This is a genomic window from Streptomyces sp. NPDC017993 (genome assembly GCF_044328065.1).
Lineage (GTDB): Bacteria > Actinomycetota > Actinomycetes > Streptomycetales > Streptomycetaceae > Streptomyces.
Map to the genome: position 1 here is coordinate 430487 of NZ_JBIRGO010000006.1, position 22180 is coordinate 452666.

24 protein-coding genes and 1 pseudogene are annotated in these 22180 nt (G+C 67.9%); 14 read left to right on the forward strand and 11 right to left on the reverse strand.

The window, feature by feature from the left end:
- The first annotated feature begins 365 nt into the window (after positions 1-365).
- The 6 genes and pseudogenes from kdpF (at position 366) to corA (ending at position 6625) form a co-directional block, all read left to right on the forward strand.
- The gene (gene kdpF / locus ACH4FH_RS14015) at positions 366-455 is read left to right on the forward strand and encodes a K(+)-transporting ATPase subunit F (RefSeq protein ID WP_398556034.1); all 90 of its coding nucleotides are present in this window, start codon (positions 366-368) and stop codon (positions 453-455) included.
- An 8-nt stretch (positions 456-463) separates the two neighbouring features.
- Positions 464-2128 (forward strand): potassium-transporting ATPase subunit KdpA, encoded by a 1665-nt coding sequence (gene kdpA, locus ACH4FH_RS14020; protein WP_398556035.1) that lies wholly within the window; start codon positions 464-466, stop codon positions 2126-2128.
- 32 nt (positions 2129-2160) lie between these two features.
- Entirely contained in the window at positions 2161-4260 is a 2100-nt protein-coding gene (gene kdpB, locus ACH4FH_RS14025) for a potassium-transporting ATPase subunit KdpB (protein WP_398556081.1), read from the forward strand.
- Between the two features lie 5 nt (positions 4261-4265).
- Positions 4266-4931 (forward strand): potassium-transporting ATPase subunit C, encoded by a 666-nt coding sequence (locus ACH4FH_RS14030; protein WP_398556036.1) that lies wholly within the window; start codon positions 4266-4268, stop codon positions 4929-4931.
- Positions 4932-5038: 107 nt separating this feature from the next.
- Positions 5039-5173 (forward strand): annotated as a pseudogene (locus ACH4FH_RS14035) (DNA-binding response regulator); the annotation flags it as partial.
- Positions 5174-5536: 363 nt separating this feature from the next.
- Entirely contained in the window at positions 5537-6625 is a 1089-nt protein-coding gene (gene corA, locus ACH4FH_RS14040) for a magnesium/cobalt transporter CorA (protein WP_398556037.1), read from the forward strand.
- A gap of 140 nt (positions 6626-6765) precedes the next feature.
- Here corA and ACH4FH_RS14045 read toward each other — a convergent pair whose 3' ends face one another.
- The gene (locus ACH4FH_RS14045; protein WP_398556082.1) at positions 6766-7521 is read right to left on the reverse strand and encodes a helix-turn-helix domain-containing protein; all 756 of its coding nucleotides are present in this window, start codon (positions 7519-7521) and stop codon (positions 6766-6768) included.
- A 238-nt stretch (positions 7522-7759) separates the two neighbouring features.
- Between ACH4FH_RS14045 and ACH4FH_RS14050 the strand changes: the two genes are divergently transcribed.
- The 4 genes from ACH4FH_RS14050 (at position 7760) to ACH4FH_RS14065 (ending at position 11150) form a co-directional block, all read left to right on the forward strand.
- Positions 7760-8425, forward strand: a complete 666-nt coding sequence (locus tag ACH4FH_RS14050; protein ID WP_398556038.1) for a DUF4097 family beta strand repeat-containing protein — start codon at positions 7760-7762, stop codon at positions 8423-8425.
- A 29-nt stretch (positions 8426-8454) separates the two neighbouring features.
- Positions 8455-9465: an ATP-binding cassette domain-containing protein gene (locus tag ACH4FH_RS14055; protein WP_398556039.1), complete on the forward strand. Its 1011-nt coding sequence runs from the start codon at positions 8455-8457 to the stop codon at positions 9463-9465.
- Positions 9462-10253 (forward strand): ABC transporter permease, encoded by a 792-nt coding sequence (locus ACH4FH_RS14060; protein WP_398556040.1) that lies wholly within the window; start codon positions 9462-9464, stop codon positions 10251-10253. Before ACH4FH_RS14055 ends, ACH4FH_RS14060 begins: the two co-directional genes overlap by 4 nt.
- Positions 10254-10781: 528 nt before the next feature.
- Complete coding sequence (locus ACH4FH_RS14065; RefSeq protein WP_398556041.1) at positions 10782-11150, forward strand: low affinity iron permease family protein; 369 nt, start codon at positions 10782-10784, stop codon at positions 11148-11150.
- A gap of 288 nt (positions 11151-11438) precedes the next feature.
- On the opposite strand, the gene ACH4FH_RS14070 is transcribed toward ACH4FH_RS14065, so the two are convergent.
- Both ACH4FH_RS14070 and ACH4FH_RS14075 read right to left on the reverse strand, forming a co-directional pair.
- Positions 11439-11879, reverse strand: coding sequence for a DUF6640 family protein (locus tag ACH4FH_RS14070; RefSeq protein ID WP_398556042.1), 441 nt, complete (start codon positions 11877-11879; stop codon positions 11439-11441).
- An 84-nt stretch (positions 11880-11963) separates the two neighbouring features.
- On the reverse strand, positions 11964-13067 hold the full coding sequence (locus ACH4FH_RS14075) for an FAD-dependent monooxygenase (RefSeq protein ID WP_398556043.1): 1104 nt from the start codon (positions 13065-13067) through the stop codon (positions 11964-11966).
- Between the two features lie 239 nt (positions 13068-13306).
- Between ACH4FH_RS14075 and ACH4FH_RS14080 the strand changes: the two genes are divergently transcribed.
- The 3 genes from ACH4FH_RS14080 to ACH4FH_RS14090 all read left to right on the forward strand — a co-directional run bounded on the left by ACH4FH_RS14080 (position 13307) and on the right by ACH4FH_RS14090 (position 15247).
- The gene (locus ACH4FH_RS14080; protein WP_398556044.1) at positions 13307-14008 is read left to right on the forward strand and encodes a TetR/AcrR family transcriptional regulator; all 702 of its coding nucleotides are present in this window, start codon (positions 13307-13309) and stop codon (positions 14006-14008) included.
- Between the two features lie 652 nt (positions 14009-14660).
- On the forward strand, positions 14661-14924 hold the full coding sequence (locus ACH4FH_RS14085) for a hypothetical protein (protein ID WP_398556045.1): 264 nt from the start codon (positions 14661-14663) through the stop codon (positions 14922-14924).
- Positions 14918-15247 (forward strand): hypothetical protein, encoded by a 330-nt coding sequence (locus tag ACH4FH_RS14090; protein WP_398556046.1) that lies wholly within the window; start codon positions 14918-14920, stop codon positions 15245-15247. The genes ACH4FH_RS14085 and ACH4FH_RS14090 overlap by 7 nt, the downstream gene beginning before the upstream one ends.
- A 370-nt stretch (positions 15248-15617) precedes the next feature.
- Here ACH4FH_RS14090 and ACH4FH_RS14095 read toward each other — a convergent pair whose 3' ends face one another.
- The 8 genes from ACH4FH_RS14095 to ACH4FH_RS14130 all read right to left on the reverse strand — a co-directional run bounded on the left by ACH4FH_RS14095 (position 15618) and on the right by ACH4FH_RS14130 (position 21933).
- Positions 15618-16775 (reverse strand): methyltransferase domain-containing protein, encoded by a 1158-nt coding sequence (locus ACH4FH_RS14095; RefSeq protein WP_398556047.1) that lies wholly within the window; start codon positions 16773-16775, stop codon positions 15618-15620.
- 227 nt (positions 16776-17002) lie between these two features.
- On the reverse strand, positions 17003-17218 hold the full coding sequence (locus ACH4FH_RS14100; protein WP_398556048.1) for a hypothetical protein: 216 nt from the start codon (positions 17216-17218) through the stop codon (positions 17003-17005).
- Between the two features lie 89 nt (positions 17219-17307).
- Positions 17308-17691 (reverse strand): recombinase family protein, encoded by a 384-nt coding sequence (locus ACH4FH_RS14105; protein ID WP_398556049.1) that lies wholly within the window; start codon positions 17689-17691, stop codon positions 17308-17310.
- Positions 17688-18257, reverse strand: coding sequence for a DUF6415 family natural product biosynthesis protein (locus ACH4FH_RS14110; RefSeq protein ID WP_398556050.1), 570 nt, complete (start codon positions 18255-18257; stop codon positions 17688-17690). The genes ACH4FH_RS14105 and ACH4FH_RS14110 overlap by 4 nt, the downstream gene beginning before the upstream one ends.
- A gap of 79 nt (positions 18258-18336) precedes the next feature.
- On the reverse strand, positions 18337-19527 hold the full coding sequence (locus ACH4FH_RS14115) for a helix-turn-helix domain-containing protein (protein ID WP_398556051.1): 1191 nt from the start codon (positions 19525-19527) through the stop codon (positions 18337-18339).
- Positions 19528-19632: 105 nt separating this feature from the next.
- Positions 19633-20271: an HAD family hydrolase gene (locus ACH4FH_RS14120; protein ID WP_398556052.1), complete on the reverse strand. Its 639-nt coding sequence runs from the start codon at positions 20269-20271 to the stop codon at positions 19633-19635.
- 297 nt (positions 20272-20568) lie between these two features.
- Positions 20569-21024: a Zn-ribbon domain-containing OB-fold protein gene (locus ACH4FH_RS14125; RefSeq protein WP_398556053.1), complete on the reverse strand. Its 456-nt coding sequence runs from the start codon at positions 21022-21024 to the stop codon at positions 20569-20571.
- 180 nt (positions 21025-21204) lie between these two features.
- The gene (locus tag ACH4FH_RS14130) at positions 21205-21933 is read right to left on the reverse strand and encodes a TetR family transcriptional regulator (protein WP_398556054.1); all 729 of its coding nucleotides are present in this window, start codon (positions 21931-21933) and stop codon (positions 21205-21207) included.
- Between the two features lie 119 nt (positions 21934-22052).
- Between ACH4FH_RS14130 and ACH4FH_RS14135 the strand changes: the two genes are divergently transcribed.
- The coding region (locus ACH4FH_RS14135; RefSeq protein WP_398556083.1) for an acyl-CoA dehydrogenase family protein at positions 22053-22180 on the forward strand (128 nt) is incomplete at its 3' end.

Below are 22180 nucleotides of genomic sequence, written 5' to 3' on the forward strand. Positions count from 1 at the left end.
GGCAGTATCCGGTCGGGGCGCCGCCCGTGGGATGCCGGCCCCGGGCCCCTTGGCGTCAGCGCAGGCCCGCCCCGTGGCAGTCGCCCTCGCTGCGCAGACCGGTTCCGGGGCTTCCCCACCAGGGCTGACGCCGCCTACGGCGCTTCGCGTAATGACCGCATCAAAGGTCCCCGCATGCCCGTAAGGGGCCCGTCAAGGAGTGCCGACGCGAGGCCGCCGACGCGGTTTGCTTCTTCTCGGCCACACGGCTGATTTCCATCTCTTCACTTCATTCAGGAGCTCACGATGGCCGACCTGGCCTTCGTCGTCACCACGATCGCGGTCTTCGCACTGGTGGCTCTCATCGCCAAAGGGGTGACCAAGCTGTGACCGTCGAGAACGTTGTCGGCCTCATCGTCGCCGTCGCCCTGCTCGGATACCTCATCCTCGCCCTCGTGTACCCGGAGAGGTTCTGAGCACCGATATGAGCCCCCAAACCGCTGGTGTGCTCCAGCTGCTCGCGCTGATCGGCGCTCTCGCACTGGCATACCGTCCCCTGGGCGACTACATGGCCCGCGTCTACTCCTCCGAGCGGCACTACCGACCGGAGAAGTGGATCTACAAGGCCATCGGCGCCAACCCGGCGGCCGAGATGCGCTGGCCCGCCTATCTGCGCGGCGTCCTCGCCTTCTCCGCCGTGAGTGTCCTCTTCCTCTACCTCCTACAGCGCCTGCAGGCCAGCCTCCCCGGCTCACTCGGCTTCTCGTCGATCGACCCGGACCAGGCGTTCAACACCGCCGCGTCGTTCGTGTCGAACACGAACTGGCAGTCGTACTACGGCGAGCAGGCCATGGGCCACGTCGTGCAGACCGGCGGCCTGGCGGTGCAGAACTTCGTCTCCGCCGCTGTCGGCATGGCCGTGGCGGTGGCGCTGGTCCGCGGCTTCGCCCGGTCCCGTACCGGTGAGCTGGGCAACTTCTGGGCGGACCTGGTGCGCGGCACCCTCCGCATCCTGATCCCCATCTCGGTGATCGGCGCGATCATCCTGGTCGCCTGCGGCGCCATCCAGAACTTCTCCGGCATCCACGAGGTCGGCCAGTTCATGGGCGGTACGCAGCAGGTGAACGGCGGCGCGGTCGCCTCCCAGGAAGTCATCAAGGAGCTGGGCACCAATGGCGGCGGCTATTTCAACGCCAACTCCGCCCACCCCTTCGAGAATCCGACCCCCTTCTCGAACCTCTTCGAGATCTTCGTGATCCTCGTCATCCCGTTCGCGCTCACCCGCACCTTCGGCAGGATGGTCGGCTCGATCAAGCAGGGCTACGCGATCCTGGGCACGATGGTGACCATCTGGCTCGGGTTCACCGCGCTGATGATGTGGACCGAGTTCCACCATGGCGGGCAGGCCCTCGACCTCGCGGGTGGCGCGATGGAGGGCAAGGAGACGCGCTTCGGGATCGGCGGCTCGTCGATCTTCGCGGTGGCCACCACACTCACCTCCACCGGGGCGGTCAATTCCTTCCACTCCTCGTTCACCGGGTTCGGTGGCGGCATCACGATGCTCGGCATGCAGCTGGGCGAGATCGCGCCCGGCGGTGTCGGCTCCGGCCTCTACGGCATGCTGATCATGGCGATCATCGCGGTGTTCATCGCCGGCCTGATGGTCGGCCGTACGCCTGAATATCTGGGCAAGAAGATCGGCACCCGCCAGATCAAGTTCGCCGCCTGCTACATCCTGATCACACCGGCGCTGGTGCTCGCCTTCACCGCCGCGGCGATGGCCCTGCCCACCCCGGCGAACTCGATGACCAACTCCGGCGCGCACGGCTTCTCCGAGATCCTCTACGCCTATACCTCGGGCGCCAACAACAACGGCAGCGCCTTCGCCGGCCTCAATGCCGACACACAGTGGTTCAACACCACCATCGGTATCGCGATGCTGCTCGGCCGGTTCCTGCCCATGGTGTTCGTCCTGGCGCTGGCCGGCTCGCTCGCGGAGCAGAAACCGGTCCCCGAGACCACCGGCACGCTGCGTACGGAAAAGCCACTGTTCACCGGGCTGCTGGTCGGCACCATCCTGATCATCACCGGGCTGACCTACTTCCCGGCACTGGCGCTGGGGCCGCTCGCTGAAGGGCTGGCGTCATGAACCACGACAAGAAGCAAGAGGACCCCGGCTCCATGTCCACCGCCACTTCGACCCGTGCGCCCCACCAGGACGTGCCCACCGGCCACAAGCCGGATGCAGGGCGCGTCGGCGGGGGGCTGTTCGACCCCAAGCAGCTGATCAGATCCTTCCCGGACGCGATCCGTAAGCTCGACCCCCGGGTGATGGTCAAGTCGCCGGTGATGTTCGTGGTCCTGGTCGGCTCGGTCGTCACGACCGTGCTGGCCCTGACGGACCCGGGCGACTGGTTCGGCTGGGCCATCGCGGCCTGGCTGTGGCTGACCACGATCTTCGCGAACCTGGCGGAGGCGGTGGCGGAGGGCCGCGGCAAGGCGCAGGCGGACACTCTGCGCAAGGCCAAGACCGACACCGTCGCCCGCCGCATCACCGGCACCGGCGAAGAGCATGTACCGGGCACTGACCTGCGTATCGGCGACCTGGTGGTCTGCGAGGCCGGCGACATCATCCCCGGCGACGGTGACGTCGTCGAAGGCGTCGCGTCGGTGGACGAGTCCGCCATCACCGGTGAATCGGCTCCCGTGATCCGCGAGTCCGGCGGTGACCGGTCCGCCGTCACCGGCGGTACCAAGGTCCTCTCCGACCGCATCGTCATCAAGATCACGACGAAGCCCGGCGAGACCTTCATCGACCGGATGATCAATCTGGTCGAGGGCGCAGCCCGGCAGAAGACGCCCAACGAGATCGCGCTGAACATCCTGCTCGCCTCGCTGACCATCGTCTTCCTGCTGGCTGTCGTCACGCTCCAGCCGTTCGCGATCTACGCGGGCGCCGAACAGTCGATGATCGTGCTGACCGCTCTCCTGGTCTGCCTGATCCCGACCACCATCGGCGCCCTGCTCTCGGCAATCGGGATCGCCGGCATGGACCGGCTGGTGCAGCGCAATGTCCTCGCGATGTCCGGCCGCGCTGTCGAGGCCGCGGGCGACGTCTCGACCCTGCTGCTGGACAAGACCGGCACCATCACCCTGGGCAACCGGCAGGCCGCCGAGTTCGTCTCGGTCAAGGGCGTCACCGAGGCCGCACTGGCCGACGCCGCCCAACTTTCCTCGCTGGCGGACGAGACCCCCGAAGGCCGGTCCATCGTCGTCCTGGCGAAGGAAAAGTACGGGCTGCGCGAGCGCAGCCAGGGCGAGCTGGAGGGTGCCGAGTGGGTGGCCTTCACCGCCCAGACCCGGATGTCGGGTGTGGACGTCGACGGTCGCAAGGTACGTAAGGGCGCGACCGGATCGGTCGTGGCCTGGGTCAAGGAGCGGGGCGGCAGTGTTTCGGAGGACGCCCAGGCGCTCACCGACCGGATTTCACAGGCTGGTGGCACGCCGCTGCTGGTGGCTCTGGAAGACGCGGAAGGCGCCCGGGTCCTGGGTGTCATTCACCTCAAGGACGTCGTCAAGGACGGCATGCGGGAGCGGTTCGACGAACTGCGCCGGATGGGCATCAAGACGGTCATGATCACGGGTGACAACCCGCTGACGGCCAAGGCCATCGCCGAGGAGGCCGGGGTCGACGACTTCCTGGCCGAGGCGACGCCCGAGGACAAGATGGCGCTGATCAAGCGCGAGCAGGCCGGCGGCAAGTTGGTCGCGATGACGGGCGACGGTACGAACGACGCCCCGGCGCTGGCCCAGGCGGACGTCGGGGTGGCCATGAACACCGGCACCTCGGCCGCCAAGGAGGCCGGGAACATGGTCGACCTCGACTCCAACCCGACCAAGCTCATCGAGATCGTCGAGATCGGCAAGCAACTCCTCATCACCCGGGGCGCGCTGACCACGTTCTCCATCGCCAACGACGTCGCGAAGTACTTCGCGATCATCCCGGCGATGTTCGCGGTGGTCTACCCAGGGCTGGACAAGCTCAACATCATGGGGCTGGCCTCGCCCGAATCGGCGATTCTCTCCGCGGTCATCTTCAACGCGCTGATCATCGTCGCCCTGGTGCCGCTGGCCCTCAAGGGCGTGCAGTACCGGCCGACCACCGCGGACAAGTTGCTCCGCCGAAACCTGGGCCTGTACGGGCTCGGGGGGCTGATCGCCCCCTTCATCGGCATCAAGATCATCGACCTGCTCATCTCCACCATCCCTGGCATCGGGTGACGACCATGAACAACTCTGTAGGAAACACGGCCCGCCTCATCGGCGCCGGCCTGCGGGCTCTGCTCGTCCTCACCGTGATCTGCGGGATCATCTACCCGCTCGCCATCACCGGTGTCGCCCAGGCCCTGTTCAACGACAAGGCCAACGGCTCCGAGATCACCTCCGAGGGCAAGGTGGTGGGCTCCGAGCTCATCGGCCAGACCTACAACCTCCCGCTGAAGAAGGGCGAGGAGACCCCCGCGCCGGACCTGCGCTGGTTCCAGCCCCGCCCCTCCAACGGCCTCGGCAGCAACAGCGTCAACACCCAGTACAAGCTCATCCTCTCCGGCGCGACCAACCGCTCCGCGGACAACGCCGAACTGATCCAGTGGGTCACCGACGCCAAGAAGGCCGTCGTCGTGGACAACAAGACGAAGGATTACGCGGTGAAGCCTTCGGAGGTGCCGGCCGAGGCCGTCACCTCCTCCGGCTCCGGGCTCGACCCGCAGATCTCCCCCGAGTACGCACGGCTCCAGGTCCACCGGGTGGCCGAGAAGAACCACCTCAACGTGCAGCAGGTCGAGAAACTGGTGAAGGACAACACCGAGGGCCGGACCCTCGGATTCATGGGCGAGCCCCGCGTCAACGTCCTCGAACTCAACATCGCCCTCAAGGCGCTGGCCAAGAGCTGATGTTCCAGCCGACCGAGGTCCGGAGCCGGTGGCAAGCGCGACGTTCGCGCACCGCCGGCTCCGGACCGCACTTACCTCAGCCACCCCGAAGGGAAGGCATCACACCGATGGCCAGGGCCCTGGTGGTGGAAGACGACCCGCAACTCGTCCGTGCCTTGAGGATCAACCTCCAAGCTCGGAAGTTCGACGTGGAGTCGGCAACCGACGGCACAACGGCGCTCCGGCTCACGGCCGCCCGCAGGCGGGCATCTGTCGCACCGTCAGCCATGCATCCCAGACCGCGGGTGTCAGGCAGCGGGGACTGCTGGTACCGCTCTACTGCGTGCTACTGGTGATGCCAACTACTGGTGGCTCGGAGTAAGCGCTAGTGGGCCGCCTGTTGCGCAGGAGGTGCCTGATGGGGAAGTAAGGCACGTTTCGTTGTCCTCAGCGCGCATCATCTGGATCACCAATGCTCGTGGTGTTCGTCACGATCCCGAAGCCGGCGCACCGTAAGTGAGGCCACGGGCCCGCTGGGCGTAAGGGGACGCCGGGGCGACCATGGCCCGGAATCCCCTGGGTAGGCATACTGGCGGCCATGTCACCTTGTAGGAGCCAGTTCGTCGATGATCCACGACCTTCGTAAAGCAGTCCGCGTCCCGCGCATGCGCCCTCATGCTGTGGACCTCAGCCACCCGGCGCGCTCTCCGCTCGGCAACGCCGTCGTGAACTGTGTGGTCTACGTGGACGGTGTGCGCCAGATCGGCGACTGCCCGGCGCACGAGGCGATCGAGCGGGTCCGCGAGACCGATGAGGGCTTTGTGTGGATCGGCTTGCACGAGCCGACGGAGGAGGAGTTCTCCGGCATAGCGGAACTTTTCGGCCTGCACCCTCTGGTGGTGGAGGATGCCGTTCATGCCCACCAGCGGCCGAAGCTGGAGCGGTACGACGACACGCTGTTCACCGTCTTCAAGACCGTCACCTACGTGGAGCACGACCAGCTCACGGCCACCAGTGAGGTCGTGGACACCGGAGAGATCATGGTCTTCACCGGTCCCGACTTCGTGATCACTGTGCGCCACGGCGGCCACGGCTCCTTGGGGCCGCTCCGCGAAAATCTCGAATCGATCCCCGGACATCTGGCCAAGGGCCCCTCCGCCGTGCTGCACGCCATAGCCGACCACGTCGTCGACGACTACCTGGCGGTCACCGCGTCCGTGCAGATGGACATCGACGCGGTGGAGAGCGAAGTCTTCTCGGCCCACCGCGCCGGCGCAGACGCCGGACAGATCTACCAGCTCAAGCGCGAACTGCTGCAGCTCAAACACGCCGTGATGCCGCTGGACCGCCCCCTGCAACTGCTTGCCCAGCAGCCCACGCAGCTGGTCGACACCGATATCCAGAAGTACTTCCGGGATGTCGCCGACCACCTGGCCCGGGTCAATGAGCACATCACCGCCTGCGACGAGCTGCTCAACTCGATCCTTCAGGCCAACATCGCCCAGATGTCCGTGGCCCAGAACGAGGACATGCGCAGGATCAGCGCCTGGGTCGCCATCATCGCGGTGCCCACCATGGTCTGCGGCGTGTACGGAATGAACTTCGACCACATGCCCGAGCTGCGCTGGACCTACGGCTATCCACTCGTCCTCGCCGTCATGGCCACCGCCTGCTTCCTCATGCACCGCGGTTTCCGCCGCAGTGGATGGCTCTGAACTCCGGCCGGCTCCCTGGCCCGGCTGATCACTACCAGCCTGCGCTGTACTCCGACGCAGTCCTAGTGCTCTGCGGCCGGGCGAGGGGCGCGCACCCGCGCACCCGCCCCGGGGGGAAATGCGTGTCCCTCCCGAGTTGCCTATCCCTGGCCTGGACTTGGTTGCGCGGCGTCGCCTGAGGCTGTTTCGGGTTTGGTGTGGAGGACCTCGCGGGCCTGTTCGGCGGCGCGAGTGATGCTCTCGCTGATGAAGTCGAGGAAGCGGGCGACGTTCTCCAGGCGGGTGGCGGCGGGGGTGTCGGGGCCGAGGATGGCGACGCCTTGGCGTGCGGTTTGGACGAGCTGATCGTTGGATCGGGCGCTGGCGATCGTCGCCTGGTAGAAGAGTTCGTCGTCGACGACATAGCGGTCGCGGCGGCGTTCGTCGCGCTCTCGGCGGACGAGGCTCTGGCTCTCCAGGAAGGCGATCGCTTTGGAGATGGACGCCGGGCTGACCTGGAGGCGCTGGGACAGTTGGGACGCGGTGAGGGTGCCCTCGTCGGTGGTGAACAGGCAGGTCAGCACCCGGGCCGTCATCTTGGTCAGGCCCGAAGCCATGAGGACGGTGGTGAGCGTCTCTTCGTACTCGGCCACGGCCTCGGCGTCGCGTCCGTGTGACTGAGGGACTGACTCCGCCCCTCGAGAGGTGGCGGGCCTGCGCCGGTGTGCGCGGCGTTCGGTGGCGCGGTGGGCCAGGTCGGCGCGGTAGGCGGCGGGGCCGCCGTTGCGCATCACCTCACGCGTGATCGTCGAGGTAGGGCGATCGAGGCGTCGGGCGATCTCGGCGTAGGGGAGGCTGTCGGCCAGCCCCAGCGCGATCTGTTGACGTTCGGCCTGGGTGAGCCTGCCTCCCGGCATCGCGATCTCCTTGGTGATCTTTCGTGGTGGTCCCTGATCCACCCCACCATAGCGTTCACCCTCATCCATTGCAATGATCGAACCAATCCGCGTTGCGTTACCAGCGGAACCGTTGCAACGATTTTATAGCTTCTACCTGCATTGATGCACTTCACTCGCAACATACTCGTTGCCTGATTAATGAACGCAACGTAGCGTTTCCACTATCAGAAACAACGAACGAGCACTGGAGAGCACGATGCAGAAGTTCGACACCCCCGCCCCGATCTCCGCCGTCCTCGACATCCCCGCCGGACGCATCCAGTTCATCGCCGCCGACCGCGCCGACACCACCGTCGAGGTCCTGCCCGCCAACCCCTCCAAGAGCCGCGACGTCCAGACCGCCGAGCAGACCACGGTCACCTACGCCGACGGCGTCCTGCGGATCCACGCCCCCGAGCCCAAGAACCAGCTCTTCGGCCCCTCCGGATCCCTGGAGGTCACCATCCAGCTGCCCGCCGGCTCCCGCGTCGAGGCCAAGGCCGCCAGTTCCGAACTCCGCGGCGTCGGCCGCCTCGGCGACGTCGCCTTCGACGGCGCGTACCGCCAGATCAAGATCGACGAGGCCGCGAGCGTCCGCCTCACCGCGATCGACGGCGACGTCGAGGTCGGCCGGCTCAACGGCCCCGCGGAGATCAGCAGCACAAGGGGCAACATCCGGATCACCGAGGCAGTGCGCGACACGGTCGTCCTCCGCACCCAGTCCGGCGACATTTCGATCGGCGCCGCCGCCGGCGTCTCGGCCGCCCTGGACGCCGGCACCGGCTACGGCCGCGTCAGCAACACCCTCAAGAACGACGGCACCGCCGAGCTCGACATCCGCGCCACCACCTCCCGCGGCGACATCACCGCCCGCAGCCTCTAGCCGCCCGCAGCCTCCAAAGGAGCCCCCTCATGACCGACTTGGCCATCGCGGCGAACGGGCTGCGCAAGTCCTACGGCGACAAGACCGTCCTCGACGGCATAGATCTGCGCATCCCGGCCGGGTCCGTGTTCGCGCTGCTCGGGCCGAACGGCGCCGGCAAAACCACCGCCGTGAAGATCCTGTCCACGCTCATCACCGCCGACGGCGGGCAGGCCCAGGTCGCGGGCCAGGACCTCGCCGCCGACCCGCAGGCCGTACGTGCCTCGATCGGCGTCACCGGACAGTTCTCCGCCGTCGACGGCCTGATCACCGGCGAGGAGAACATGCTCCTCATGGCGGACCTGCACCACCTCTCCAAGCGCGAGGGACGGCGGGTCGCCGCCGAGCTCCTGGAGCGGTTCGACCTGGTCGAGGCCGCGAAGAAGCCCGCCTCCACCTACTCCGGCGGCATGAAGCGCCGCCTCGACATCTCAATGACCCTGGTCGGCGACCCACGGATCATCTTCCTCGACGAGCCGACCACCGGCCTCGACCCGCGCAGCCGCCACAGCATGTGGCAGATCATCCGCGAGCTCGTCACGGGCGGCGTCACCGTCTTCCTCACCACCCAGTACCTGGAGGAGGCCGACCAGCTCGCCGACCGCATCGCGGTGCTCAACGACGGGAAGATCGCCGCCGAAGGCACCGCCGACGAACTGAAGCGGCTCATCCCCGGCGGGCACGTCCGGCTTCGCTTCACCGACCCGGCCACCTATCAGGGCGCCGCCCTGGCACTGCGCGAGGTCACCCTGCCCCAAGCCCTCGACTTCGCTCGAGCAGGGGGTGCCGCCACCGACGAGTCGCTGACGCTGCAGATCCCCAGCGACGGCAGCCAGCGCGATCTGCGCTCCCTCCTCGACCGGCTGGACTCCGCCGGTATCGAGGCGGACGAGCTGACCGTGCACACCCCCGACCTCGACGACGTGTTCTTCGCCCTGACCGGCGCCGCCGTACCGAGCCGGCCCAACCAGCCTAACCAGCCCAAGGAGACTGTCCGATGAGCGCCCTCTCCCTCGCCGTACGCGACTCGTCCACGATGCTGCGGCGGAATCTGCTGCACGCGCGGCGCTATCCGTCCCTCACCCTGAACCTGCTGCTCACCCCGGTCATGCTGCTGCTGCTCTTCGTCTACATCTTCGGCGACGTGATGAGCGCGGGCATCGGCGGCGGCGGCGCCGACCGCTCCGACTACATCGCCTATATCGTCCCGGGCCTCCTGCTGATGACCATCGGCAGCACCACGATCGGGACCGCGGTGTCCGTCTCCACCGACATGACCGAGGGCATCATCGCCCGCTTCCGCACGATGGCGATCCACCGCGGATCGGTGCTCATCGGACACGTCGTCGGCAGCGTGCTGCAGTGCGTCATGAGCGTGATTCTCGTGGGCGCCGTCGCCGTCGCCATCGGCTTCCGGTCCACGAACGCCGGCGCCCTGGAGTGGCTCGCGGCAATCGGACTGCTCGTGCTCTTCGCCACGGCACTCACCTGGATTGCGGTCGGCATGGGCCTCATCAGCCCGAACGCCGAGGCCGCCAGCAACAACGCAATGCCGATGATTCTGCTGCCGCTCCTGTCCAGCGCCTTCATCCCGGTCGACACGATGCCGGGCTGGTTCCAGCCGATCGCCGAGTACCAGCCGTTCACGCCCGCCATCGAAACCCTGCGCGGACTCCTCCTCGGCAGCGAGATCGGCCACAACGGATGGCTCGCGGTCGCCTGGTGCCTGGGGCTCGCGGTGCTCGGCTACTTCTGGTCGGCCTCGAAGTTCAACAGCGACCCGCAGTAACCGCCAGGGCGACGCGGGCCGCCTCCCGCAACTCGTCCCACCCGAGGGCGGCGTACACCGACACAGCGTCGGAAGTACGCCGCCCCTTCGTGTGTGTTCGTTTGTGCGTAGCTGAGGCGTCGCCGGATCAGGGCGTTGGCTTGGGCGAGGAGCTCGCCGTCGGCGGTGGCGATCTGCGAAGAGGTTGGACCCCGAAGCGGGTGAGAGCAGCGCATCGCTGTCGGCGAGACAGCCGGCCCGGTAGGCGCTGTCGGCCAGGACGCCGCTCATCGAGAACAGGTCCGGCCCTCCTCGATGAGCGGTGGCCGGCAGGTGCACAACCGGGATGCCGCGTTCACGCGGATCGACCGATCGCCGGCTTCCGTGACGTCCGCCCCGCCACCATCAGTCCCACACCGTGAGTGCCTCAACGCGGTGAGTAGATGCTGGTCACGGCAGGACCCGGCCCCTTGCGCCGCCCGGTGGGAAATCGGGCACACGGGGGCCCCAGATCCCGCACGGCTGGAGCCGGCAGGGAGCATGGCCGGCATGAGTACACAGCATCCCGCCGAGCGGGGCGGCCCCGGACGCGACTGGTTCGCCGCCTTCTCCGAGCGGGCATCGAACGTCACCAGCTCCCCGCTGTTCTACGCCCTGTGCGTGCTCCTGGTCCTCGGCATGGTCGCCGTACACCTCGCGCACCTGCCGGTGCCCTGGCTGATCTTCGCGGGGGATGTCATGACGGCCATCAACCTCCTCTTGCTTACCTTGCTGAAGAACACCGAACGGCGTGACGCGCGCGCCGTTCAGCGCAAGCTGGACGCCATCGCGGCGGCAATGCTGGAGCAGCGCGAGGGCGCGAGCCACACAGCGGCCGACGAGCTACGGCGTGCCATCCGCATGGAGGAGTCACAGTGACGGGGCTGCGTCACGCGCCTCGGTCTCAGAAGCGCGCGAGGTGCCGTCAGGATGCCTTCGATGGCCTTGGCTGAGACGCCGGCGGTCTCGGCGGAGACGCCGGCGCTCTTGGCTCGGGGCTGCGTCACGCTCGTGGAGCCGGCGGTGGCTCCGAAGGCGCCGGTAGCGGCCGGGACGACGACTGCCGCGTGGTTTCCCGTACGCTCGGGCGCCTCTCACGAGTCGTGAACGGCACGACCGGGTCGAGGACGTTTCGGGGCACGTCTTCCAGCTGGCTGACGGCTTACGTCAGGTGGTGGGGCCCGTGGGCGTGCGCAGTGTTGCCGCTGTCGCGCCAAGCAGGGCCAGGGTCAGGATGATTGCCATGAAGACCTGGCCGTGCACGCCGAGGATGAAGCGGGTTTGGTCGGAGAACTCCGGGTCATAGGTGGCGGTGCCGGGGAACAGGAGTGCGCCGATCATGCCGAGCCAGGGAGTGGCCAGGACCGCGGCGGCACACAGCAGCCGGCCGCGGGTGTTCCGGCCCTGACGCAGGGCGAGGGCCAGGCCGATGAGGCCGAGAAGCACCGTCATCACCATGTACTGGGCGTCGTGGAACTTGGCGTGGGGCGGCCAGCCGGGGTTGAAGGCGTGCTGCGCCGCCAGGTCCGGGATGACGAAGTCGGCGAGCACCGCGCTGACCGTTGTGATCGCTCCGACGAGGGCGATCAGGATTCGCGGGAGGAGCATGGGTTCACCTCTTGAGGTTCGGTGGCTTCCCGGGGACGACACGCCTTCGCGGCGTCGGGCGGATGGGGTCACGTGGGGGGCGTGTCAGAGCGTCCAGGTGTAGGCGCGGGCGATCGAGCGGTTGAAGAGTGACTTGGGCAGGAGTGGGAGAGCCACGTCTCGCAGGGCGGCCAGTGGCGGGGACGTCCAGTGCGCGGGAGCGCCGGCCTGCCGGGAGCGGCGGGCGATCATCTGGGTGCGCGGCCTGCGGATGTGGTCGTATTCCTCCAGCCCCGCACGCACGCCGAGGGTGTCCGCTGCTGCGGCAAGGGTGACTGCGTCCTCGAGTGCCTGGCAGGCGCCCTGCCCCAGGTTGGGAGTCATGGCATGCGCGGCGTCTCCGAGAATCGCGACCTTTCCGGAGACGTACGTCGGCAACGTCGGCAGTTCGTATGTGTCGTGCTGCAACACCGCGTCCTCGCCTGCGGTGTTGAGCAGTGTGGGGATGGGGCCGGGCCAGTGCGTGAAGCGTTCGCGTAGCTGGTGCAGGTGGGTGCGGGAGCCGATCGGGGCGTCGGCCATCATGTAGCAATAGACGCGGCCATCCGGCATTGGCACATGCCCGAATCGTTCGCCTCGCCCCCACGTCTCCACGCTCCCCTCGACGGGCTGGGGTGGCGCGATGAAGCGCCAGGTGGTGTATCCGACGTAGCGCGGTCCGGGTAGGTGTGGCCAGAGGGAACGCCGCGTGACGCTGTGCACGCCGTCAGCGCCCACGACGAGATCCGCGGTGGAAGTGCCGCCACTGTGGCGGACCGTGCCATCGGACCGCACCTGGCACACCTCGGTGCCGGGCCGCAGCGCCTCTACGGGCACGGCCGCGCGCAGGAGGTCGACCAGGGCGGCCCGATGCACGGTCACCCACTGACCGAAGCGGCGTTTCAGGTCGTCGATGTCGTTGCGGATCAGCCAGCCCCCGCTCGCACGACGGATGCCCGCGGGTGGATCGGCCAGTCCGCCGGAACGCAGACGATCACCGAGGCCCAGTGCGTCCAGCGCGCGTAAACCGTTGGGCTGAATCGACACTCCCGCACCGATCTCGGTGAACTCCGGAGCGCGTTCAAGGATCTCCACCTGCCAGCCACGCTGGTGGAAAGCGACAGCCGCGGTCAGCCCACCGATGCCACCGCCCACAATGATCGCCTTCATCGTCGAGTCTCCTCTGTGGTCGTTGTGTGCCGGGGTCAGCGCGGGCTGCGGCGGACTTGAGCGGATCTGGACAACCGCCACCACACGGCCGCAACGAGCAGCACAGCCACGAGAAGAGCCGCCCCATCCACACTCCTTATAGCTTCTAGATTTCCTTAGAGGCATTAAGGAAACATAGATGCCCTAGGATGTCAACGGCGCTGAGCTGAGGGCGCTGACGGAGCGACAGAGGGGCGACGATGGCCGCAGGGACCGGCAGCAGGCGGGAGAGGTTGCGACAGGCGACCCTCGATGAGATCCACGCGGCCGCGCGCAAGCTCCTGGTCGAGCAGGGATCGAGTGCGGTCACCATCAACGCGGTCGCCAGGCAGGTGGGAATGAGCGGCCCGGCGCTGTACCACTACTACGCCGGCCACGACGAGTTGGTCGGCGCGGTGACAGCGGACTTCTTCCGCGAGTTGGCCACGATCATGGAACACGCCCGGGACGCCCACACCCACGCGCCGGTCGGCGAACGCATACTCGCGGCCTGCCGAGCCATGCGCGCCTGGGCGATCACTCATCCCGCCGAGTTCGGCTGGATCTTCGCGAGCCCGATCGCCCCGCCGAACCGACAGCCGGACTCGGCACGCCACCAGGCCGGGCAGCGTTTCGAGCAGGTCCTGCTGGACCTTACGGTCGAGCTGTGGCAGACGCGACCGTATCCGGTGCCCGATCCGGCCGGCCTACCCACGTCACTGCGCGAGCAGCTGACCGCCTACTCCGCCACCATCGACGGGCGCCTGCCGCCCGAGGCCGCGCACGTCTTCCTGTCCTGCTGGACCAGGCTGTACGGCCTGCTGTGCATGGAAGTCCTGCACCAACTGGACTTCGCCTACTCCGACCTGGAACCCGTCTTCGAGGAATGCCTACGCGACCTGAGCGGCGTCCTCGGCCTGTAAGGGGTCGCATGTGGGTTCGCGAGCGCCCGTGGAGCCAGGTGCCCTTCGAGTTCCGATCTCCAGGTCGAGCTGCGGGAGCGGCATCGCCAGTTCTTGGTGACGGGCGTCCAATTCTTGGTGACGGGCGTCCGTCCTACTGCCAGAACGTCGCGGACGCTCGGAGTCTCATCGCCTGGGACGGTAACTGTCTTCGATCACGAAAGAAGCCGCGCGCAGCGAGCCCGAGCTGGAGTTGACGAGCGGCCTGAGAGCCTGCCGGATCGTCAAGACACTTGCGTGCCCACGGCGCAGAGAAGCAAGACAGCGAGCTCGCCGCACCCGCACACCCTCGCTCGCACCGGCCCACCGGCCCGGCGCACTCTAACCAGCACAGCGCAGCGACCGGCCCCGTCCGACACCACAACGCCCCCCTAACCACCATCAACAGGAACCAGGGCAACGTACGGAGGGAAGTCGGAATCCCCCGGCCCTCTTACCAAGGGGCCTGACCTGCTGCGATGCCCAGATGTGACGGTCGGTGATGTGTGCCCAAGGGGGGCGCCTACCGGGGGCTTGTAGAGGGGCCCATGTAGGCCCCTCCCAGGCAAGGACAGAGCCTCAGGAGTCACAGCCCGTCGGGACGGGGTAGACGCCCCGGAGCGGCACTCAAAAGATGGGCGCGTGGCGAAACGGTGTTGCCCAGCACGAGGGCCCAACTAGAAGTGGGAGCGTGCCCTCCCCGACACGGGCCCTGCTGCGTGCCTTCGTCGAAGTCGACCGCGCGACAGAGTCATCCGAGCGGCTCGCATCCAAGGTCATCACCTACGCCCGATTCACCGTCATGTTCCCGTCGCGGGCCGACGTGGCAACGACCCGTCGGGGCTGCGTCCGTGGCAGCAAAGCTATGCGATCTTCCCGAGGCTGCTGTTCGTGTTGACCGGTGCCGGCCCGCGGGCGCTCGCGCAGCGGGTGGCGGATCTGCGGGCAATGGTGTGCGAGCACCCGCTGACCGAGCAGTTCGCGGACGAGGTAGCGGTGGGCGCGGCGGTGCTGAGGAGATGGAGGAGCACGGGCCCTCGGCTGCGGTGTGGTGGCCGCTCGACGGTCGCCCCGGCCGTTGCAGCTGGATGGAGTTGTGAGCACCGCCCGACTCCCGATCGCGGGGAGACGGCGCGGACGGTCGAGCTGTACGGGCCGGACGACGGGGGCTGGTTCCGCACCGCGGTGATGGACTGGATCACGCTGTGCGACGACCTGTGAGATGCGGATGTGCGCTGCCGCGGGCAAGGTCGTCGAGGGACAGGCATCCGGGGCCTCCGCCTTCCCGGCGCGGGCGCCCCGAGCGGGTCGCAAATCCGACCCGGGCACCACAGCGGGTCGGAGAGACCACCCGCCTGGTCGGAAATCCGACCCGCATTCGGGATCTGACCCGCGAGAACGCGGCGCTTCTCTTTCTACTAACTCTTCTCTCCCCTGCAGCGCCGCGGTTAACTCTTCTCTCCCCTGCAGCGCCGCGGTTAACTCTTCTCTCCCCTGCAGCGCCGCGGTCGGGCAAATGTCCCTCACACCGCGGGGCCGCGCCCGTCCACCCAAGGCGACGCGAGCGAGGCCCTTTCTCGTAGGCGGCAGATCATTGCCCGGCAGGATCATGCACCACGAGACCGGGAGTCGAGGATGGGCCCAACTTCCCCAAGGCGGCGGGAGAGATGGCTTGCTCCGACGACCGCAGCACGATCTGGTCTCCGGCCGGCGTCACCTCCAAAGAGAAGTCACCGACCGAGAGCTGACCGAGGTCCTGGAACTCCTCGTAGACACGCTGCACTTCAGCCCACAGATCTCGCTCCCCGAACACGGTCGCTGAATCGACGTCCGCGATAGCTGCAGAGCCATGCCGGTCCTGCAGCCAGACGCGCAGAGCACCCTCGTGCTCACCCTCCACCAGGGAGACCCCCGGCAGGCGCGCCCCCGCGTACAAGGCGAACGGCAAATTGAGCAGGTCGCGGGGATCCAGGGCCGACCAGCGCGACCGCGAGGAACTGGCGTCCACCGGCGCAGCATCTGCGGCCCGGTGTGAGCGCATCGGCATGTAGGAGGCGCCGCCCATAAACGGGCCCCGCGCGAGATCGCCGCTTTCCCCTACCGTGAGCTGCACCAGGGCACCGCTCCAGAACTCCCGCGCGATCGGGGCGACGAGGATGCCGCCCGGCTTGACCTGCCGCACCAACTCGATGGGCACATGCCGCAGGGCGCAAGTAGAGATGAGGCGGTCAAACGGCGCGCCCGCCGGGTACCCGTGCTCTCCGTCGGCAACCACCAGTGTCGGCGCGTAGCCGGCCGCCTTGAGGTTCCGGGAGGCCTGCGCAGACAGGGAGGCGTCGATCTCGACGCTGGTCACTTGCCGGTCGCCGAGTCGTGCGGAGAGCAGGGCCGCCACGTATCCCGTAGCTGTGCCGATCTCCAGGACGCGGGATTCGTCGCGGACTGCCAGGAGGCGGAGCATCTGGGCGACCATGCTCGGCATGCTGTTCGAAGAGCTGGCGATGCCGGGCCCGTCCTCCTGGCCGTCGTCGACTTGGGTCACCACCGGCTCGTCGCTGCTGATGAGGGCCCGTCGATCGGCGTCCGTAGTGATCGGTTCGCATCGCCGCGGGCCCTGCCGCCAGATCCGGTCGGGGATGAATTGGTGCCGCGGTGTGCGCTCCCATACGGAGCGCCATTCGGGGGCCAACAGGCCGCGCTCGTCCAAGGACTGGACGAGCGCGGCGTGCCCCTGTTGGGGGTCGGTCACGTCATTTACCGCCCGACCCGTTGCCATCGGGCGACGGCGGGGTGGGGGGCGGATTCCACGGCTTGTCGGAGGGTGCCCCGCCATGCTTGCCGTCGTCGGTCATGTGCGGTGTGCTCATGAGTCCTCCCTTGTCGGTCTCTGTTCTTACCGTCCGTCCAGCTGTCACGGTCAGGTCCGTAGCAGCCGGCCTACCCGCTGCGCCTCGTAGGTCGCAGAGCAACGGGAAATCAGGAGCTGAGGTTTGGCGGGTCTCTGGGGAGCCGCACGCCGGCTCTGCTGGCGAGGATCCGGGCGACCGACTCGGGCACAGGACACGGGCTGACCGGCCCGGTCGCGCACAAGCCGCAGACGGTCAGGACGATGCACGGGCCCGTGGCCGTGTCGATGAGGACGTCGCGAAGGTCGAGGGGCGAACCGCAGTCGCAGCGGTCGTCGTCAGTCATGCCTCCCCCCGGCAATACCAACCGCGAGGACGAACGCCAGTGCGGCGAGACACGTGACGTACGTGATGACGAGACGGATTCGGCACTGCTCAGACACGCCGGCATCCAGCGAGGGCCTCGTGAAAGCGCTGGTCGGACTCATCGAACGTGGTGGCCGAGTAGCCGCTCGCCTGCGCGATGCGCTGTTGAATCGCAATGCGATCCTGAACGTCGTGGGCAAAGCGAGACCAGTTGTGGACCAGGCAGACCACCTCGCGGTCGGGGGCTGCCGCACGCATAGCCGCGAGCAGCTCGCCCAGCTGTGGCCGAGCGGAGTCGAGTGCAGAATCACCGAGGTCGAGCCAGCGCCCGGCGAGTACCCATCCCTTGCGGTCGGCGTAGGTGTGGCAGCCGATGAGCCGCATGTCGAGAGGGCGCTGGGCTCGGGACGCCCACCGGTCGTAGATGAAAGCCAGCGGAGCCCTGTGTGTCATCGGCCAACCTCTGCGGTGAGCCACGCCAAGAGCCACTGACAGTCCCGGGCAAGCTGATGCACCTGGACATGCGCCGCCAGCGCACCTCGCCCCAGCCCCTGCCTCGCCTGCCGCTCGATGCAGTCGAGCCGCCCCGTCAAACTGGGCGCCTCCACACTGCCCTGCCATTGCATTCGATCCGGCTTGCGGGCCTCGGCCAGGAGTAACGCGATGTGCCCGTGGAGCTCTTCCTCCAGCTCAGTCATCTCGCTGAGTTCGGGTCGGCCCAAACCGAACTGCAGCGCTCGATGGATCGTCTCGCTGATGGTCTCCGCGTCGATCCGTAGAGCAGGCGCAAAGCGCTCCGTGGATCCCTCGGCACGCGTATTCACCGCGGCCTCCGGGTCCCGGTGCTGGGGGCAGGCCACGATGAACCACACACATACGCCGCCCTCGACTGGTGTGGTGACCGATCCAGCGGGGGCGAGGGCACCGTGTGCGGCTCCGCACCAGTAGCACGCCTCGCCATGCAGCCGGACGATACTCAGGTCAGGATCTGCCGGCGGTGGAGCTGTCGTTGCGGTCACGCTCTCTCCCTGTGTCGTTGGGCTCAAGGAGAGGTTGGCCCTGCTGATACCCCTCAAGTACCCCTGCGAGGGGTACTGGTCAAGGCGCTCCCCCGGCGTGGCACCACTCAGCGAAGTTCGACAGGTCCTCGGCGTCCGCTCGCTTCAAGCGGCGCAACGTGGCTGCGTCCTCCCGCACCCACCGGTGCTCCCGCGCGTGCTGGGGGGCAATCTGACGGGCCACCTTCAGTGACTCGAACGCAGCGTCCGGGCGGCCGGCCCATAGCTGGGCGCGTCCCAACTCGATATAGAAGCCCGATCGGCGTTCAGCCGGCAGGTCCCGCGGAGGTTTCCACTCCCGAGCCAGCTTCAACGCCCGGTCGAGGTAGTCGTCACCGAGGCTTACGGCCACGGATACCTCGTGGACCCTGACGCTGTCCGGTCCGAACGCCGTCCCCTGATAGACGCCCTCCCGCAACCGATCACCGAGTGACCGCGCGTCGTCGAGATGACTGTGCGCGGCATTGCCATTGCCAGCTCGACCGGCGATCACAGCGGCGCGCATGTGCAGGGCTCCGCGGGCCGCCAGCGCCGCTGACGAGTCGGTGCGCGGAGCATGGTCGAGGGCCCGCTCAAGGACGCGCAGCCCCACGGCATGGGTGCGAGCGCCAAAGTGCACTTCAGTCCGGACGTAGGCCACTGTCGCGTCCACCAACGGGTCGTGAGCTTGCACCGCCGCCCACCACATCAAGTCGAGGAGACGTGCCGAAAGATCCTTCGCGCCGTGCTTGAACGCCACGGCGTCCGCGGCGCGGCAGGCGTCCACCAAGAGACGTGCCACCGCCTGCCGATCGCTCGGAGCCGCAGTGCTCAGGGCGCGGCACAGCTCGGCCAGGAGCCCAGGCGCGGTCCGGGCGATACGTGAGTACTGCGCGCTCAGCCGGTGCGCGACGACCGTCGCCACGGCCTCGCGTAGCGCTGGCAGGTCGCGGCACGGCCCATCGTCTGGATCCTCATACTGAGCGAGGACAGTTAACAGCCCTGGCATCGCCTGATGCACACGGTCATCTGGGCGCTCCTGATTCGGCAGGAGGCGGGCGGGATCCACGCCGAGGGCGTCCGCAATGGTGCCCAGGACGGCATCGGAGACCCCGCGCTCTCCCCGCTCGATCTTTCTGATGCTGCCCAGCGCAACACCGGCGCGCTCAGCGAGCTCGTCCTGCGTAAGGCTTGCGATGCGGCGTTCGTAGGCAAGCCGAGGGCCTGTCCCGTGGTACACGATGCTGGGCATGCTGTCTCCTTCGGCGCAGCCACCCGAACCGTACCCGCGCCGTCACAGTCGGGGAACGCAGACGGCCTCGCCTGCATCTTGCAGGCGAGGCCGTGTAGTTGCCCCTCACAGAGCCAGGACGTCCACAAGCTCGGTCAGGCTCTGCACACGCCAGTCCGCGGCCAGCGCCTCGCCACTGTCCGCCCAGAGATGGCCGAGCGGACCACGGCGCAGATGCGCCGTCCGCATCCCGGCGGCGAGGGCCGGCAGGACGTCGTTCTGCGGGTGATCGCCCACATACAGCACTTCACCCGCAGGCACCCCTGCCAGCTCGATGGTGCGCGCGAAGAACGCCGCGTCCGGCTTGGCCACACCCCACTCCCCGGAGGTGGCCAACGCGTCCACCGGCAGGTCGAGGGCCCGTAGCAACTCCGCCGCCCTCGTGGTCTGGTTGCCAGCCACGACTACACGGATCCCGGCCTCGCGCAGCGCGCCCAGCGCCGAGCGAACATCGGGGTACAGGTCAGACTCGGACAGCGCCTCGCCCCTGCCTGCGCGTTGCATCGCGGCCCGCTCCGTCTCGATGTCGATCCCTGGGCGGATCAGACGCAGCGCGTCGGCATTGTCCCTGCCCTGAGCGACGACCGCGCCGACCAGGGCCGACAGGGTGTGCGGTTTGACGCCGAGCCAGTCGGCCCACGCTCCCCACCCCCGGTCATCGCTGATGAGCGTCTCACCGACATCGAATGCCACTGCGCGGATCATGCGAACAGCGTACGGCCGACCGGAGACTGCCTATGGCCGCGTCCATTCCGGGCAAGGATCGCGGCTTGAGACGTGATTGGCGTGAAGCCCAACGGTGCGCCCCTCCCCTGCACACAACCCATAGTTCCCTGCACTGACGGCGGACTCAGCCCCTATCGGTGGCGCCCATGTCTTCCGCTGGGCTGAGCAGACGCAAGCCGGGCCGGACAGGGGGTGCTGCCAGCGGGGCTTGGCTTTGAGCGTCCGACACCCGGACCCATCTGCGCCGCCGCCCGGGCCGTCACCAAGATCAACCGCTCACCGAGCGTAGGACGCGTCGCAGAGCTGGAAGGCGAGCTCCTGGGAACGCAGTCCCGCGTAAGTGGCCAGCCGTACCGGGGCTCCCTGGTGTAGGTGCTCCGGTGGGGTACCGATGATCCTGGCGCGAAGGCGGAAGCCTTCGTTCATCGCGATGACGGCCAACGCGTGCGGCTCATCCGCGTTCCGGCCGACGACGGTGACCCTGCGGATGACGCCCCTGCCTGTGCTGGGCTCCCCGGCCATGTCGGTGCAGCCGCAGGTGGGGCAGAGCAGGCGGCGGAAGGACGGAGTGTTGCACCAGCAGCAACGCTGGAAGTGCAGTGTCCCGTCTTTCACCTCGGCCGGGCCTTCCGGCGGGAGGGGCTCCGTTGCCGCTGGTTCCACAGGCGTGGTCCAGTCCGGTGTGTCGTGGTTGAGAGGGGCGTCGAGGGAATCGATCACTGGGTGAATCACGGTGCCATCTCCTTCCGGGAGGAGGACTGCCGAAGAGCGCCGAGGCGGTTGGGCATCCGCCGCCCCGCGCAAGAGGCTGCGGCGCACCAGCGTCATCGCGCCATGCAACACCCAGACGATATGACACTCAGTGCCATGCGTAAAGGCACTGAGTACCGTTGCGCGAAACCCGCCGCGACCTCACCCCCCGGTTCGGGACTCGATCTCCTGGACCACGCGCCACATCGGGGTACCACGCTTGGTGATCACGACGACGACATCCTCCGGCTCCCGCTCACCCTCGCCCGCCTCCTCCCCGGGGCTGCTCCAGGACTGCTGCACGAAGCCCAGAGCGTGGTCCATCCGGGCCGAGACGTCCTCGCTTCCGCCGGAACGGAGCCATGACCGAAGTGCGTGGTTATGGGCAGCCACCACCGAGGCCGCGATCGTCTCGGCGCGCAAGCCCCTGTCGGGCCGGCCCGCGAAGCGGCGCTGCAGGTACTCCGAGAGGGTGCGTTCGTAGCGGCGGACCACGGCCAGTTCGTGGGTTCGAAGGCCCGGAACGCTCTTGGTGAGGCGGTACCGCTGTACGGAGAACGAGGGGGCGGCGGCGTAGACCCGCAACACCAACCGGGCCGCATCACACGCCCGTTTCACCGGCTCTTCCTCGCTCGCCTCCTCAAGGAAGGCCGTCATCTCAGCAAGGCATTGCTCATGGTCAGGGAAGACCACGTCCTCCTTCGACGGGAAGTAGCGAAAGAAGGAGCGCCTCCCCACACCGGCGAGCCGGACGATGTCGTCGATCGTGGTCTGCTCGAATCCACGCTCCACGAACAACTCGAACGCCGCCGAGATCAACGCGTCCCGCATCGAGGGCTTGGCGACGGCCCCATCGGCGACGCCCTCGCCCTGTCCCTGTGCCTCAGTCATGCGGGGAAGATACACCGACGGTCACACCCCACGGACTGGAACGCGTGGCACTGAGTGTGCATACTTCAGGGTACTGAGTGCCATCCGCTAGGGCGATCGGACGACGGGACGTGTCTGCAATGAACCACTTGTTCGACCTCTACCGGCTCCCGGAGGAGCACGACATGCTCCGGGAGTCGGTGCGTGCGCTCGCCGAGGCGAAGATCGCGCCCTTCGCCACCGCGGTGGATGAGGAGGCGCGCTTCCC